Origin of the sequence: Leifsonia sp. TF02-11 (assembly GCF_017565305.1) — a bacterium.
GTDB lineage: Bacteria > Actinomycetota > Actinomycetes > Actinomycetales > Microbacteriaceae > Leifsonia.
Genome location: NZ_JAGEKP010000015.1, coordinates 36,812 through 50,494, shown reverse-complemented (window position 1 = coordinate 50,494; position 13,683 = coordinate 36,812). Strand labels below are relative to the sequence as shown.

Sequence of the window (13,683 nt, the reverse complement as noted above, 5' to 3'; positions counted from 1 at the left end):
ACGCGAATAGGAGAGAAATGAACGACATCACCACAGTCACGGTCCTCGGCACCGGCGTGCTCGGCTCGCAGATCGCATACCAGACCGCCTTCCACGGCCTGAGCGTGACCGCGTACGACATCAGCGAGGAGGCGCTCACCGCCGCCCGCCAGCGGTTCGCGGGGCTCGCCGCCCTGTACGAGAAGGAGGTCGCCGGAGCGGCGGACGGCACGGCGCAGGCAGCGCTCGCCACGATCCGCTACAGCTCCGACCTCGGCGACGCCGTCGCGGACGCCGACCTGGTCATCGAGGCGGTGCCGGAGAACCTGGACCTCAAGCGCGACATCTACACCCGGCTGGGCGAGCTCGCCCCGGCGAAGACGATCTTCGCCACCAACTCCTCCACCCTGCTGCCGAGCGACCTCGTCGGCTACACGGGACGGCCGCAGAAGTTCCTCGCCCTGCACTTCGCCAACCATGTGTGGGTGAACAACACCGCGGAGGTGATGGGCACGACGCAGACCGACCCCGCCGTCTATCAGTCGGTCGTCGACTTCGCGACCGCGATCGGGATGGTACCGATCGAGCTGAAGAAGGAGAAGGCGGGCTACGTCCTCAACTCTCTGCTCGTCCCGCTGCTCGACGCGGCGGCCGAGCTGCTCGTCGACGGCATCGCCGACCCGGAGACCATCGACAAGACCTGGCGGATCGGCACCGGATCGCCGAAGGGGCCCTTCGAGATCTTCGACATCGTGGGCCTCAACACGGCCTACAACATCTCCTCGGTCTCCGGCCCCAAACAGCAGGAGTTCGCCGCCTACCTGAAGAAGAACTACCTCGACCAGGGCAAGCTCGGCATCGCGACGGGGGAAGGGTTCTACCGGTATTGAGCGGGCCGGCCCCCGTGATCGTCGAGTTCACCCACGCGGGCGCGACACTGATCGCGGAGGAACGCGGCGCAGGACACCCGGTCTTCGTGCTCATCCACGGCATCGGGATGGGTCGTACGGTCTTCGGCGGGCTGATCGACATCCTCACCGAACACGGCCGGGTGGTCGCCATCGACCAACCCGGCTACGGGGATGCCCCGGAGCCGCCGCGCACACCGACGATGGAACGCACAGCCGACCTCGTCGCCGCCTACCTCCGCTCGCGCGATCATGGCCCCGCCATCGTCATCGGCCACTCGATGGGGACGCAGGTCGCCACGGAACTGGCCGTGCGGCATCCTGCGCAGGTCGAGCGACTCGTGCTGGTCGCGCCGACCGTGGACGCGAGCGCACGCCGGGTGGCACCACAGCTCTGGCGGCTGTTCCGCGACCTCGCCCCAGAGAATCCGTTGGTGCTCTACCGTGGGGCCCGAGAGTATCTGCGCGCCGGCCCGAACCTGAGGCGCAAGCTGCACGCGATGCTCGCGCACCATCCAGAGCTCTCCTATCCACGGGTCTCGGCACCAACCCTCGTGATCCGCGGCGCTGACGATCGGGTCTGCCCGCGGTCCTGGTGCACAACAGTGTCCGCGACCGTCCCCGGCGCCCGATACACGGAGGTCCCTGGGCACCGCCACGAGACGATGATCCGCGACCCGCAGGAGGCCGCTGTGCGAATCCTGGCGTTCGTGGCGGACTGAGCCGACACCGCCTCACGCTCCAGCGAAGTAGCCCCACGGGACGGCGAAGGTTCCGATGGGATGAGGATGAGCGCGGATCCGGATCACCTCCCGTCGCCGAGAATTCCCCCACGCGCGCTGACCGCCGGAATGGCGCCGGTCACGAGCCCGACCAGCTCCTCGCCGGTGACCTCCTCCGTCCGCACGCCCTGGACCACGTTGCCGGCGCGCATCACCCAGACCTGCGACGACAGCCGCTTGACCTGCTCGAAGTTGTGCGAGACGACGAGCACGGTCTGGCCGCCGTCCACCACCCGCTGGATCAACGCCTCCACCTGCGCCGTCTCGCGCAGCCCGAGCGCCGCCGTCGGCTCGTCGAGGATGATCATGCCCCTGGCCCACATCACGCCGCGGGCGATCGCCACGGCCTGGCGTTGGCCGCCGGAGAGTCGCTTGACGGGCCGGTTCACCGAGGGGACGTTGACGGCCAGATCGGAGACCAGCCGATGGGCCTCGCGCTGCATCTCTCGGCGGCGGAGCATCGGGAAGCCGACGAACCGGGTGAGCTCGCGCTCCAGGTAGAGGTTCTGCCACACGCTGAGCTGGTCGCACAGCGCGAGGTCCTGATAGACCGTCTCGATCCCGGCAGCGCGCGCGTGTTTCGGCGAGCCGAACTGCACGGGCTCGCCGTCGATCCTGATCTCGCCGGCGTCGGGCTGGTAGAGCCCGGTGAGGCACTTGACCAGCGTCGACTTGCCCGCGCCGTTGTCACCCACGATCGCAGTGACCTCGCCCTTCCGGACCGTGAGCGACGCGCCGCGGAGGGCCTCGACGCTGCCGAACCGCTTGCGCAGGTCGGAGACCTCCACCTTGATGTCGTTCACTTTCGTCCTCTCATGAGTGTCGCGGCGGCGATGACGACGATGCCGATGACCAGCGGGGAGTAGAAGGCGCTCACCCCGAGGAGGGTCAGGCCCGACTGCAGGAAGGTGAGAAGGACGGCGCCGATCACCGGGCCGACGATGGTGGCGCGCCCGCCGAAGAGGCTGACTCCGCCGAGCACCACCGCGGCGATCGCCTTGAGCAGGTAGTCGGTGTTCGTCGCCGGCTGGCTCGACCCGATGTACGAGGTGAGCATGATGGCGCCGACACCTCCCATCGCGCCGCAGATGATGTAGCCCGCGAGCTTCACCCGCGGGACCTTGAGTCCCATCGCCGTTGCCGCTTCGGTGTTGTCGCCGACGGCGAGCACGTGCGTGCCGAACCGGGTGTGGAACAGGAGGATGTGCAAGACGATCGCGATGCCGATCGCGATGAGGAAGTTGTAGCGGATGCCGCCCAGCGAGTGCACGCTGACGAACGTCAGCGCGGGCTCCGGGATCTGCACGGGCTTGCCCTCCGAGATGATGAGGCCGAGACCCAGCACCAGGCTCAGCGAGCCGAGAGTGACGATGAAGTCGGGGATCCTCACCCAGCCGATGAACGCACCGTTGAACGCACCGACGGCGACGCCGGTCACCAGTGCCACGAGGCAGCACAGGATGAGCGGCCAGCCGGCCTGATACGCCGTCGCCATCGTGACACTGCCGAGCGCGACCGTCGCTGCGAGCGACAGGTCGATCCCGGCGAGTGTCACCGCGAAGGTCGCGCCGAGCGCCAGGACGATCGGGATCGTCGAGTCGGCGAGCATCGAGGTGATGCTCGGCCAGGACAGGAACCGCGGGTTGGCGATCGAGAAGACGATGATGAGCACAGCCAGCGCGACGGGCGCGGTGGCCTTGCTCCACACCTCCTCCTGTCCGAGGCTGCGGGTCAGGCTCCGAAGCCGTCCGAACGGTGGATCGGTCGGGGCGTCGATGGTGGTGGACTGCGTAGTCATTGGATGAGGATCCCCAGGGTCGTGGGTGGATTGCTCGGGTGGCGGGTTACTCGAAGGGGTTCGGCACGGTGAAGTCGGCGGGCGGCGCCGGGAAGTTCTTCAGCGCGGCGTCGGCGTTCTTCTTGTCCACGATGAGGACCGGCGTCTCGACCTTGGCCGGGATCTTCTTGCCCGAGTGCGCCGCGAGGCAGGCCTGGACCGACTGCTCCCCCATCAGGTAGGGGAACTGCTCGACGGCGGCGGGTTGTCCGCCCGCGATGATGTCCTTCAGCTGGTCCTGCGTGCCGTCGACGCCGACCACGGCGACCTTGCCCTTCAGGCCGGCCTCCTCCACGGCCTGCTCGATGCCCATCGCCATGTCGCCCGACGGGGTGAAGAAGCCCTTGATGTTCGGGTTCGCGATGAGGATCGTCGCCGCAGCGCTCTTGGCCTTCGCCTTGTCGAAGTCGGCGGCGACCGTCTGCGTGATCTTCAGCTTGCCGTCCACCGTGTCGGTGAAGCCCTTGAGCCTGGCGTTGCTCCCGGGGTCGGCGACCAGGCCGCCGATCAAGGCGACCTCGCCGCCCTCGGGGACGAGGCTCAGCATGGCCGTTCCGCCCGCTGCACCGGCCGTCTCGTTGTTCGTCCCGACATAGGTCGTGAGCTTCACGCCTGCCGCCTCCGCGGCTTTCGTGTCGATCGGGAGGTCGAGGTTGACGATCGGGGTGCCGGCCTGCGACACCGGGGCAAGCCCGGTGAGGAGGTTGGTCTGACTGGTCGGGTTGACGATGTAGCAGTCGTAGCCGGCCGTGACGAGCGCGTTGAGCTTGGTCGCCTGGCCGCTGTCGTCGGTGACGGTCTCCGCTGCGACCGTGGTGAGCTTCGCTCCTGCCGCCTTCGCCGCCTTCTCCGCGCCCTGTGCCATGGCGCCGAAGTAGGTGTTGTCCAGCGGTTTGATGACCAGGGCGATCTTCACGCCTGCGGCGTCGGTCGAGCCGGCGCCTGCCGTCCCCGCGGAACAGCCGCTGAGTGCGGACACTACAATGAGGCTCGTCCCTGCTGCTGCGAGGACGAGGCGCTTCCGGGTGGTGCGATGTGCCATCTTGCTCTCTCCTTTGAGTGTGACTTCGGACAGTCGCTGCCTCGGCGGCAGCGGTGACGCGATGGCTGGTCACAGTGGTTCTTCGCATGAGTTGCTGTGACCAGCCGTTCCGTGTGGTGCTTCGGACGGCCGCGCGCCTGCGGCCGTGCCGCTCAGGCCCGGGGCGACCCGAGCATGAGCGGAGTCGTGAGGGGGACGCATCCGCAGGTCGTCCCGAATTCGATGTCGAGCGGTACCCGCACCTCTCGGACCTCCCGCGTCGGATCGGAGGTGCGCTCGCCGAGCAGCTCCATCGCGCGGGCGGCGACCGTCTGCACCGGCACGACGGCCTGCGTGGGCTTGAGTCCGGTGACGGTGGCCTCGCCGATCGAGTCGATCGTCGTCACGAGAACGTCGCGCGGCACGTGCAGCCCCAAGCGGGCGATGGCGGCCATCGCACCCCAGAACATGCGGTTGTTGGTCGTGAAAACGCCGAACGGCGGGGTCAGCTCGCGGAAGAGCTTGAGCGCTCCCGCCGCGGCATCGTCCGGCGTCTGGTGGCCGTCGCTGACGAAGACGTCCAGCCCGGCCTCCTCGAGCACCCGCCGGTAGCCCTCTTCGCGGTCGCCGACGGACGAGATGCCGGTGTCGCCCGCGATCAGCGCGACCTGGGTCAGGCCGTGGTGCTTCACGAGGTGGCCGACCAACTGCTCCGCCGCGCGCTCGTAGTTCGGGAGGACGTGGTCGGCGAGGTCGCGGAGGGCCGGCGTGGTGCGGTCGACGACCACGGTCGGGATCTCGCTGACGGCGTCGGCGAGGCTGGGCGCCCCGGCAGGGAGGACGATGAGCCCGTCGACGCGCTGCTGGCGGAAGGTGCGCAGGTAGCGCTCCTCCTGCTGGCTCTCCTCGTCGGAGTCGCCGAGCAGCAGCGTGGGACTCTCCGCAGACAGCCGCTCCTCGATCGCACGTGTGAGCAGCGCGAAGAAGCCGTTGCGCACATCCGGGATGATCAGGCCGATGATCCCGGAGCGGCGGGTGCGCAGCCCCGACGCCGCGGCATCGCCCACGTAGCTGAGCTCGTCGACCGCCGCCATGACCTTGTCGCGCATCGACTGCGTCACGTACTGCTCGCCGCGCAGCACGCGCGAGACGCTCTTGACCGATACCCCCGCGTGCTCGGCGATGTCGACGAGCCGCGCGGGCGCTCGCAACCCGGAACCGGTCTGCACACTCATGCGCACCTCCCAGAAGACGAGGATCCATCCCGCATACAGCGCTTCCCTCCGCACATTCACGCGGCCTCCTCGCTCATCGGGATGAGGTCCGCCGGAGGATAGTCTTCCGCCTCCCACCATCCCGCAGCGATTCCGGCGAGCAGCGCGGCGCCGCGCGAGACGGCTTCCCGCTCTGCGGCCATCGCGAGGGGCCATGCCGCGCGCGCCATCTTGGCCTCGATCCAGCGTCGCGATCGCAGCCCTCCGCCGATCAGCAGCGACCTGCCGGTGACCCCGGACAGCCGTCGCATGCCGACCTCGGCAGCTGCCGCGGCCGCGGCGTAGCCCTCGAGCGCGCCGGCCCAGGCGACCTCGGCCGGCAGGTCGAGCACGTGGCGCGGAACGTCGCCCTCCTGCATCCTCAACAGCTGGTCGACAGGGATCGGGTCGGCTGGGACACGGATCGCGGCGAACTCGATGTCGTCGCGCGTGAGGCCCAGGTGCCCGAGCAGTGTCGACATCGCGAGCCCGGGCCGCAGGGTCTCCCAAAGCAGCATGTGCCGTTCCGTTCCCGGCCAACGCGTGACGGTGAGGTCGCCGGGCTGTCCGGGGAGGACGGGGTGCGGATCGCCGACCTCCGGGCTCCAGGAGACGACCAGGGGTTCTCCCGTGCCGAGTGAGTCGATGACCTCGTCGCGCTCTCCGCCCGCGCCGACGACGCCGACCGGGTGATCGTGCCCCGCGATGGTGACGGGGATTCCTCGGCGCAGGCCGCTCCAACGCTCGCCGCCCTCGTTGACCCGGCCGAGGACGGTCCCCGCGCGGCGGGCGGGCGCCCAGGCGATGTCGTCCAGGCCGACGGCGCGGAGGATGTCGGCGTCGTACCGACCGGCGACCGGGTCGAAAGCTCCGCTGGTCGCGGCGAGGGAGTGCTCCTGGCCCAGCGCCCCGGTCAGCCGCCAGAGGGTGAGGCCGGCCACACCGGTCCAGGTCCCTGACAGCTCGACCCCGGAGGCCCTCAGCCAGCCGAGCTTCGCGATGCTCGTCACGTTGCGCGCGCGGCGACCCGTTCGACGGAGGATGTCGTCGGGGCCGAACTCGGCGGCCAACCGCTCGGCGATCTCTTCGCCGCGGCCGTCGTGCCAGGCGACGAGCGGAAGGCGTCCCGGTCCGTCCGGACGGATGACGGTGCCCGTCTCGCCCATGCTGGAGACACCGACACCGGCGATCCTGTTGCGCAGTTCTCCGAGCTGGGCGATGGCGGCGCCGATCGCGGAGAAGAGATCCTCCGGCGTCATCTCGACGCCGTCGGCGGTGGCACGGAACGGTGTGGGAGCGGTCCCGATGCCGAGCGATCGACCGTGCCGGTCGATCGCGTTCGCCTTGATCGACGACGTGCCGAGATCGATGCCCAGCAGCAGCTCGTCGCGCATCACCTGTCTCCTTCGACGTTCCGTGAGGTCTTTCTGACCAACGATGGACAAAGTAACACACGATGGATAGTCTGTCCAACGTTGTCAGACCGGGTTCCACAACTCGCTGGGAACGAAGACGTTCAGCCATCGACCAAGGAGACGAACTTGTCCCTCATCACACTCCGAGAGATCCTCGACGCCGCAGGAGACGGCTCGTACGGGGTCGGCGCGTTCAACGTGACCGACCTCGTGCAGGCAGAAGCCGTGCTCGAGGCCGCCGTCGAGACCGACTCACCCGTGATCGTCCAGACGATCGCCGGCTCGTCGGCGCACGGCAGCGACGAGCCGTTCTGGGAGGCCCTGGTCAACCTGATCAAGCGCTATCCGCAGGTGCCGGTCACCCTCCACCTCGACCACGGCGCCTCCTACGAAGACTGCGTGCGAGCGATCCAGGCGGGCTTCACGAGCGTCATGATCGACGGCAGCCTGCTGCCGGACCGCGTCAGCCACGCGAGCTTCGACGAGAACGTCGCAGTCACCCGCACGGTCGTGGAGTACGCCCACGCGCGCGGGGTCTCCGTGGAGGGCGAGCTCGGCACCATCGGCGGCTCGGAGGACGGCGGCGCAACGGTCAAGGAGATCGTCCTCGCCGACCCGGACGACGCCGCGGACTTCGTCGAACAGACCGGTGTGGACGCCCTGGCGGTCGCCATCGGCACGTCGCACGGCGCCTACAAGTTCACCAGCCCGCCGGACGGCACGGTGCTGCACATGGACCTGATCGCCGAGATCGCCTCCCGGGTCCCCGGCACCCACCTGGTCATGCACGGCTCGTCGTCCCTCCCGGCCGACCTCCGCGCGGAGATCAACCGATTCGGCGGCACGCTCCCCGAATCGTGGGGCGTCCCGGAGGACGAGAAGGCGCGCTCGACCCAGCTCGGCATCCGCAAGATCAACCAGGGCATGGACTCGCACATGGCGTACTCGGCGGCGGCGCGGAAGTCGCTCGCCGAGGACGGCATCACCGTCGACCCCGCGCCGTTCCAGCGCGCCGCACGCGAGGCCATGCAGGCCATCGTCGCCGACCGGATGCAGGTGTTCGGTCAGGCCGGGCAGGCCTATCGGCATCGTTGACGCCGGGTCGGCTCCGCGACGCGGAGCCGACCATCGCCGCCGGCGTGCCGCGGGCCGACTCAGGAGCGGGATTCGTCCAGCACCCGGCGAAGCGCGTCGACGATCCTGGTCGCGCGATCGTCCGCGCCCGCTTCGAGCCAGTTCGTGACGAACGCGAAGCCGACGCGTGCATCGAGGTCCGCGAAGGCGACCTGGCCGCCTGCGCCGTCGTGGCCGAAGCTCGAGGGACCGAGGTAGCGACGGGCCTCGGAGTCGAGCTGCAGTCCCCGCCCCCACCGCGGCCAGGGTCCCGGCGTAGGGAAGACCGGCTCACCCGAGCTCATCGGGACCAGCGCTTCCCTCAGCGTCGCGTCGTCCAGCAACCGGGTGCCGTCGGCCTCGACGACCGTCGCGGACCAGATCGCGGAAAGTGCGTCGGCCGTCGCGATCCCGCCCGCTCCCGGAACCTGGGCGGCACGAAGCCGCGCATCGTTGAAGCCGCCGTCCGGCGTCACCAGGGCCGCGGGGAGGGCGCCGCCCAACGTCATCGCGAGTCCGGTCCACTCGGACGGCGCTTCGAGGAGCTGCTCTCCGGCCTCCAGCTGGCTGGGCGACGCCTGGAGGTGGGCGACCCGCTCCGCCTCCGCGTCCGGCAGCCCGATCCAGGCGTCGCCGGTGATCGGGCCCGCCAGCTCGGCGAGGTACGCGCCGGGGAGCTGTCCGGTCACGCGCCGCACCAGCTCGCCCGCGAGCCAGCCGTGCGTGATCGCGTGATACGCGTATCCGCTGCCCGGCTCCCAGAGCGGACTTTGGCGGGCGAGCGCAGCGGTCATGTAGTCCCAGTCGAGCAGCTGTTCGAACGCGATCGGCTGCCGCAGCGCCGAGAGGCCGGCGCGGTGTGACAGCAGTTCGGCCACCGTTACGCCGGACTTGCCCGCTGCGGCGAACTCGGGCCAGTACCGCACCACGGGTGCCGCGTAGTCGATCCGCCCTTCCTGGACCAGCCGGGCGACCAGCACCGACATCAGCCCCTTGGTGCACGAGAAGACCACCGTCGCCGTCTCCGCGTCCCACGGCCGGGCTGAGCGTTCGTCCGCGACTCCGCCCCACAGGTCCACCACCCGCCGGCCGCCGACCCGCACCGAGAGGGCGGCTCCCATCGTCGGCCGGTCGCGGAAGGCGTCGGTGAAGGCCTCGGCCACGGGCTCGAACCCGGGCTCCGTTGTGCCGTGTGTGACCGCCATCAGGCGAGGTCTCCTTCCTCGACGAGCGTCCCGAGTCGCAACTCGGGCCCGTCGATGATCAGTTCGTACGGATCGGTGATCCGCCCCTGGAAGCCGTCGGCACCCAGGCTGTTCTCGAATGCGATGAAGCGCGGCGTTCCGCCACGATCCACGACGATCCGGCCGGCATACAGGGTCTCGGGGGCGAGCAGCCGCGCTCCCGCCGGGTCGAACGGACCGGCGGAGGACACGGCGTCGGCCACCCAGACCCCTCCGCCTGCGCCGGAACGGTCGCCGGCGAGGTGGGCGGAGTCGCACGAGAAGACGAGGAGGTCGCGTCCCCCGATTCGCACCGCCTGCGGTACTTCGAGATGCGCGAACCCGCTTCCCGGCGAGCTCAGCGGCGGCTGGACCTCCCAGTGGACGAGATCGACCGACCGCGCGTGCCCGACGACCCCGCGGTCGGTGTCGCGTCGGGAGCGGAGACCGCGGCCCCGGGCGGTGATCAGCATGTGCCAGCCGTCCCCGCCCTCGTCACGGAACACCCAGGGGTCCCGCCAGGCCTCCTCGTGCCAGGTCGCATCGGGAAGGATCTCGTACCAGGCCGGGTCCGCCCCCAACCGCACCCGTGCGTCCTTGCGCCACACGTGGAGATCCTCGGAGACCGCGACGCCGATCGTCTCCACGTTCGTGATGTCGCGGGGCGAGAGGAACTGGGAGCCGGTGTAGAACATCCGCCAGAGTCCGTCGTCGCCGCGCACGACGCAGCCGGTCCAGGTGGCGGAGGCGTCGATGTCGCCCGGCGCACCCGGAGAGAGCACTTCGCCGAGGTCCTCCCAGTCGATGAGATCGTCCGAGACGGCGTGGCCGATCCGCGCGTTGCGGTGACGCAGATCCGGGTCGCCGAGCGAGGTCGGGGCGTGGAGGTAGTACAGATGGTGTTTCTCGCCGTCGTCTGCGAGCCAGAAGTCCCAGACCCAATAGCCGTCTTTGCTGAACGCCATCCTTCAGCCCTTGACCGCGCCCTGGATCAGCGCCTTGATGAACTGACGCTGGAAGATCACGAAGACCACGATCGTGGGGACGATGATGAGCAACGCTCCGGCGTTGAGCAGCGGGATGCTGAGGCTGTACTGGCCCTGGAAGAACGTGAGGGCACCGGCCACGGTCCGCTGGAGCGGGTTCGCGACGAGGACGACGGGGAGCAGGAACTGGTTCCAGGTCCAGAGGAAGAGCAGGATCGCGAGTGCCGACAGCGCGGGGCGGGCCAGGGGCAGGTGGATGTGACGCAGCTCCTGCCACATCGACGCTCCGTCGACGCGTGCCGCCTCGGAGAGCTCGGCCGGCACGTTCACGAAGTGCGCGCGCATCCAGAACACGCTGAACGGCATGAACAGGCCGATCAGCGGGAGGATGATCGCCCACTGCGTATTGAGGACGTTCAGCGACTGCATCTCGTAGTAGAGCGGGATGATGAGCGCCTCGAAGGGGATCGTGAGGCCGAGGACGAACAGGATCAGCAGGGCGCGCCCGCCCCGGATGTTCAGGCTGCCGAGCGCATAGCCCGCCATGCTGGAGATGAGCAGACTGATCGGCACCACGCCGAGGACGATGAGCGCGCTGGATCCCATCAGCTCCCAGACGTGGCCCGTCACGAAGGCCTCCGCGAAGTTGCCCCACTGCGGGTTCGACGGCCACGTGAGCCCCGTCGGGTTCACGTCGGCGGGCTGCAGTGCGGCGGAGACCATGTTGATCAGCGGGATGAGGGTGAGGACGAGGACGACGGCGAGCAGGGTGCGGCCGGTCCACTTCTCGACGGGGTTGACGATCATGAGTCACGGACTTTCGAGAGGCGCTGGACCGGGAGGACGACGGCGAGGACGAGCAGCATCAGGACGATGCCGAACGCCGACGCGAGACCGACCTCGCTCTGCGTGAACCCGATCCGGTAGATCGAGATCCCCGGGACGAGGGTGGCGCGACCGGGGCCGCCGAGGGTGGTGGTGTAGATGATGTCGAAGCTGCTCAGCGCAGCGATGATCGTGAGGGTGATCAGCACGGCGAGCTCCTGGCGCAGCCCGGGCAGCGTGATGGTGAAGAACTCGCGCCACCATCCGGCGCCGTCGAGGCGCGCGGCCTCGTACAGCGAGACGTCGATCTTCCCGATGCCGGTCAGCAGGAGGACGGTGCACAGCCCGGTCAGCGTCCACGAACCGATGAGCCCGACGGCCGGCAGGGCCGTCTGGTAGTCGCCGAGCCAGGGCCGGGCGAGGCCGCCGAGACCGATCGCGTTCAGGATCTGGTTGACGGCGCCGGTCTGCGCGTACATCCACGACCAGGCGATGCCCGCCGCCGCGAGCGGGATGATCTGCGGCAGGAACAGCACGGTCTGCGAGAAGCTCGTGAACGCACCCGCCCGCATGGAGCGGATGAGCGTCGCGAGCACCAGCCCGAAGGTGACGGGGATGATCGTGAAGAAGGCGATCAGGATGAAGGCGTTGACGATCGAGCCGAGCAGGTCGGGGTCGGTGAACACCGTCAGGTAGTTGGCCAAGCCGACCCAGGTCGAGGCGCCGATGCCGTTCCAGTCGTAGAACGAGTACTGGACGCCCTGGACGAGCGGCCAGAGCACGAATGCGGCGTACGCGATCAAGGCGGGTGCCACGAGGAGCCAGCCGATCCGCCGCCCCCGCCCGGCCGGCCGTCTCCGGACGGCCGGGCGCCGTGCAGCCCCGCGTGCGCTGCCGTGGCCGGCCTGTCGCGCCGACGGATCCTGGCTGACCGCGGCCGCGCGGCCGCGGGACTGCACTGAGGTCATCGTTACTTCTTCACTTCCTGCGCGTAGAACGCCTGCACCTTGTCCACGAACTCCTTGCCGGTGATCTTGCTGGTCACCAGGAGCTGGGACTCCGGGATGATGGCACCGGCGTAGATGCCCGCGGTCGTGTTCGCCATGAAGTCGACCTGGCCGTTCTCCTTGCCGATCTGCGCCGCTGCGGCGAGGACCTGCTCGGTGAGCGAGCCCTTCTCGACCTTCGGCTGCGCCTCCGCGGGGTCGCCGCCGGGTGCGGCGCCGGTCACGTCGACGACGATCTGGCGCGCTTTGGCGTTCGTGTGGACCCAGTTCAGGAAGTAGGCAACAGTGTCGAGGTTCTTCGACTTGGCCGCTGCGGAGAACGAGTTCGCCGCTCCCATGGCGACGTGATCGCCGCCCGCCTTGGCCGGAGGAACGAGGAAGAACTGCACGTCCTTGCCGAGCTTCTTCGCGTAGTTCGCCGCCTCCCAGTTGCCGTTGAAGGTGTAGACGCCCTTGCCGTCCTGGAAGTTGCTGACGAACGTGAAGTAGTCCACGGCGTTGATGTCGGACGGGAAGTACCCGGCGTCCGCCCAGGTGCGGATCAGCTCCGCGCCCTTCACGTTGCCCGGCTGGTCGTAGGTGGCGCCCGGCTTGTTGAACATCCAGTCGAGGAACTGCTGCTTGTCGACGTACTGGTTCATCGCGGCCTGGACCGTGAAGTTGACCACACCGTCCTTGTCGCCTTCGACGAGGGGGGCGATGCCCGCCGACTTCGCCTTGGCGAAGTCGGCACCGAGCTCGTCCAGGGTCTTCGGGATGCTGGTGATGCCCGCCTGCTGGGCGAGCTTGGTGTTCACGAAGATGCCCGTGACGCTGTAACCGAGCCCGAGCTGGTAGAGCGACCCGCTGCCGCGGACACCGTCGGCGGTCATCCGCAGCGGTGCGAGCTGCGCGGCGGGCCACTTGTCCCACCCGTAGGCCGTGAAGTATGGGTCGAGGTTCGCGACGAGACCGTCCCTGACCGTGTCGCCCAGCGTCGGGAGACGGATCAGATCGGGAGGCGTGGAACTCGCCAGCAGTTTCGGCGCGTTGGCGGTGAGGTTCTGGAAGGTGTCACGCGTGATCGTGAAGGTCACGTTCGGGTGCTGCTTGGTGAACTCCTTCGTCAGCTCGTCGGTGAGCGGGAAGCCCGTCTCGTCGGCGATGGTGAGTGCCACCTTCTTCGAGGTGAGCTGGGTGCTCACGTCGGTCGCGCCTTTGGCGGGTCCGGTGGTGGCGGACCCCGGTGCGCATCCGGCGAGCACGAGAGCGACGGCCGAGGCGACGACGCCGGCGGCGAGCGCGCCGCGGAGACGGCGGCGGGGGGAAGCGAATGACATACAGGACTCCCTTGT

Annotated in this window: 13 protein-coding genes; 3 read left to right on the top strand and 10 right to left on the bottom strand. The window is 69.1% G+C overall.

What is annotated here, in order from left to right; genetic code table 11:
• Window positions 1–17 precede the first annotated feature (17 nt).
• Together JNB50_RS18195 and JNB50_RS18190 are read left to right on the top strand one after the other, a co-directional pair.
• Complete coding sequence (locus tag JNB50_RS18195; RefSeq protein ID WP_208041583.1) at window positions 18–869, top strand: 3-hydroxyacyl-CoA dehydrogenase; 852 nt, start codon at window positions 18–20, stop codon at window positions 867–869.
• Entirely contained in the window at window positions 866–1,609 is a 744-nt protein-coding gene (locus JNB50_RS18190; RefSeq protein WP_243768662.1) for an alpha/beta fold hydrolase, read from the top strand. Before JNB50_RS18195 ends, JNB50_RS18190 begins: the two co-directional genes overlap by 4 nt.
• A gap of 83 nt (window positions 1,610–1,692) precedes the next feature.
• Here JNB50_RS18190 and JNB50_RS18185 read toward each other — a convergent pair whose 3' ends face one another.
• The 5 genes from JNB50_RS18185 to JNB50_RS18165 all read right to left on the bottom strand — a co-directional run bounded on the left by JNB50_RS18185 (window position 1,693) and on the right by JNB50_RS18165 (window position 7,174).
• Window positions 1,693–2,472 carry an ATP-binding cassette domain-containing protein gene (locus tag JNB50_RS18185; protein WP_208041582.1) on the bottom strand — a complete coding sequence of 260 codons (780 nt, stop codon included), beginning with the start codon at window positions 2,470–2,472 and terminating at the stop codon, window positions 1,693–1,695.
• Window positions 2,469–3,467, bottom strand: a complete 999-nt coding sequence (locus JNB50_RS18180; RefSeq protein ID WP_208041581.1) for an ABC transporter permease — start codon at window positions 3,465–3,467, stop codon at window positions 2,469–2,471. Before JNB50_RS18180 ends, JNB50_RS18185 begins: the two co-directional genes overlap by 4 nt.
• 46 nt (window positions 3,468–3,513) lie before the next feature.
• A complete protein-coding gene (locus JNB50_RS18175) occupies window positions 3,514–4,548 on the bottom strand; it encodes a substrate-binding domain-containing protein (RefSeq protein ID WP_208041580.1) in 1,035 nt (344 codons plus the stop codon).
• A gap of 152 nt (window positions 4,549–4,700) precedes the next feature.
• Window positions 4,701–5,822, bottom strand: a complete 1,122-nt coding sequence (locus JNB50_RS18170; protein WP_208041579.1) for a LacI family DNA-binding transcriptional regulator — start codon at window positions 5,820–5,822, stop codon at window positions 4,701–4,703.
• Window positions 5,819–7,174, bottom strand: a complete 1,356-nt coding sequence (locus tag JNB50_RS18165; protein WP_208041578.1) for an FGGY family carbohydrate kinase — start codon at window positions 7,172–7,174, stop codon at window positions 5,819–5,821. The genes JNB50_RS18170 and JNB50_RS18165 overlap by 4 nt, the downstream gene beginning before the upstream one ends.
• A gap of 147 nt (window positions 7,175–7,321) precedes the next feature.
• Between JNB50_RS18165 and JNB50_RS18160 the strand changes: the two genes are divergently transcribed.
• Window positions 7,322–8,290, top strand: coding sequence for a ketose-bisphosphate aldolase (locus tag JNB50_RS18160; RefSeq protein ID WP_208041577.1), 969 nt, complete (start codon window positions 7,322–7,324; stop codon window positions 8,288–8,290).
• Window positions 8,291–8,349: 59 nt separating this feature from the next.
• Here the strand turns inward: JNB50_RS18160 and JNB50_RS18155 are convergent, their stop codons facing one another.
• The 5 genes from JNB50_RS18155 to JNB50_RS18135 are packed head-to-tail and all read right to left on the bottom strand — an operon-like array spanning window position 8,350 to window position 13,668.
• Window positions 8,350–9,513 (bottom strand): serine hydrolase domain-containing protein, encoded by a 1,164-nt coding sequence (locus JNB50_RS18155; RefSeq protein WP_208041576.1) that lies wholly within the window; start codon window positions 9,511–9,513, stop codon window positions 8,350–8,352.
• A complete protein-coding gene (locus tag JNB50_RS18150; RefSeq protein WP_208041575.1) occupies window positions 9,513–10,496 on the bottom strand; it encodes a glycoside hydrolase family 68 protein in 984 nt (327 codons plus the stop codon). The genes JNB50_RS18155 and JNB50_RS18150 overlap by 1 nt, the downstream gene beginning before the upstream one ends.
• A gap of 3 nt (window positions 10,497–10,499) precedes the next feature.
• On the bottom strand, window positions 10,500–11,324 hold the full coding sequence (locus JNB50_RS18145) for a carbohydrate ABC transporter permease (protein WP_208041574.1): 825 nt from the start codon (window positions 11,322–11,324) through the stop codon (window positions 10,500–10,502).
• Complete coding sequence (locus tag JNB50_RS18140) at window positions 11,321–12,310, bottom strand: carbohydrate ABC transporter permease (protein ID WP_243768661.1); 990 nt, start codon at window positions 12,308–12,310, stop codon at window positions 11,321–11,323. Before JNB50_RS18140 ends, JNB50_RS18145 begins: the two co-directional genes overlap by 4 nt.
• 2 nt (window positions 12,311–12,312) lie before the next feature.
• Window positions 12,313–13,668 (bottom strand): ABC transporter substrate-binding protein, encoded by a 1,356-nt coding sequence (locus tag JNB50_RS18135; RefSeq protein WP_208041573.1) that lies wholly within the window; start codon window positions 13,666–13,668, stop codon window positions 12,313–12,315.
• Between the last annotated feature and the right edge of the window lie 15 nt (window positions 13,669–13,683).

What these genes read in the sequence shown, in the direction of transcription:
- JNB50_RS18135 (WP_208041573.1), bottom strand. Translation starts at nt 13,668, where the DNA reads ATGTCATTCGCTTCCCCCCGCCGCCGTCTCCGCGGCGCGCTCGCCGCC.
- JNB50_RS18165 (WP_208041578.1), bottom strand. Translation starts at nt 7,174, where the DNA reads ATGCGCGACGAGCTGCTGCTGGGCATCGATCTCGGCACGTCGTCGATC.
- JNB50_RS18140 (WP_243768661.1), bottom strand. Translation starts at nt 12,310, where the DNA reads ATGACCTCAGTGCAGTCCCGCGGCCGCGCGGCCGCGGTCAGCCAGGAT.
- JNB50_RS18175 (WP_208041580.1), bottom strand. Translation starts at nt 4,548, where the DNA reads ATGGCACATCGCACCACCCGGAAGCGCCTCGTCCTCGCAGCAGCAGGG.
- JNB50_RS18145 (WP_208041574.1), bottom strand. Translation starts at nt 11,324, where the DNA reads ATGATCGTCAACCCCGTCGAGAAGTGGACCGGCCGCACCCTGCTCGCC.
- JNB50_RS18155 (WP_208041576.1), bottom strand. Translation starts at nt 9,513, where the DNA reads ATGGCGGTCACACACGGCACAACGGAGCCCGGGTTCGAGCCCGTGGCC.
- JNB50_RS18195 (WP_208041583.1), top strand. Translation starts at nt 18, where the DNA reads ATGAACGACATCACCACAGTCACGGTCCTCGGCACCGGCGTGCTCGGC.
- JNB50_RS18150 (WP_208041575.1), bottom strand. Translation starts at nt 10,496, where the DNA reads ATGGCGTTCAGCAAAGACGGCTATTGGGTCTGGGACTTCTGGCTCGCA.
- JNB50_RS18180 (WP_208041581.1), bottom strand. Translation starts at nt 3,467, where the DNA reads ATGACTACGCAGTCCACCACCATCGACGCCCCGACCGATCCACCGTTC.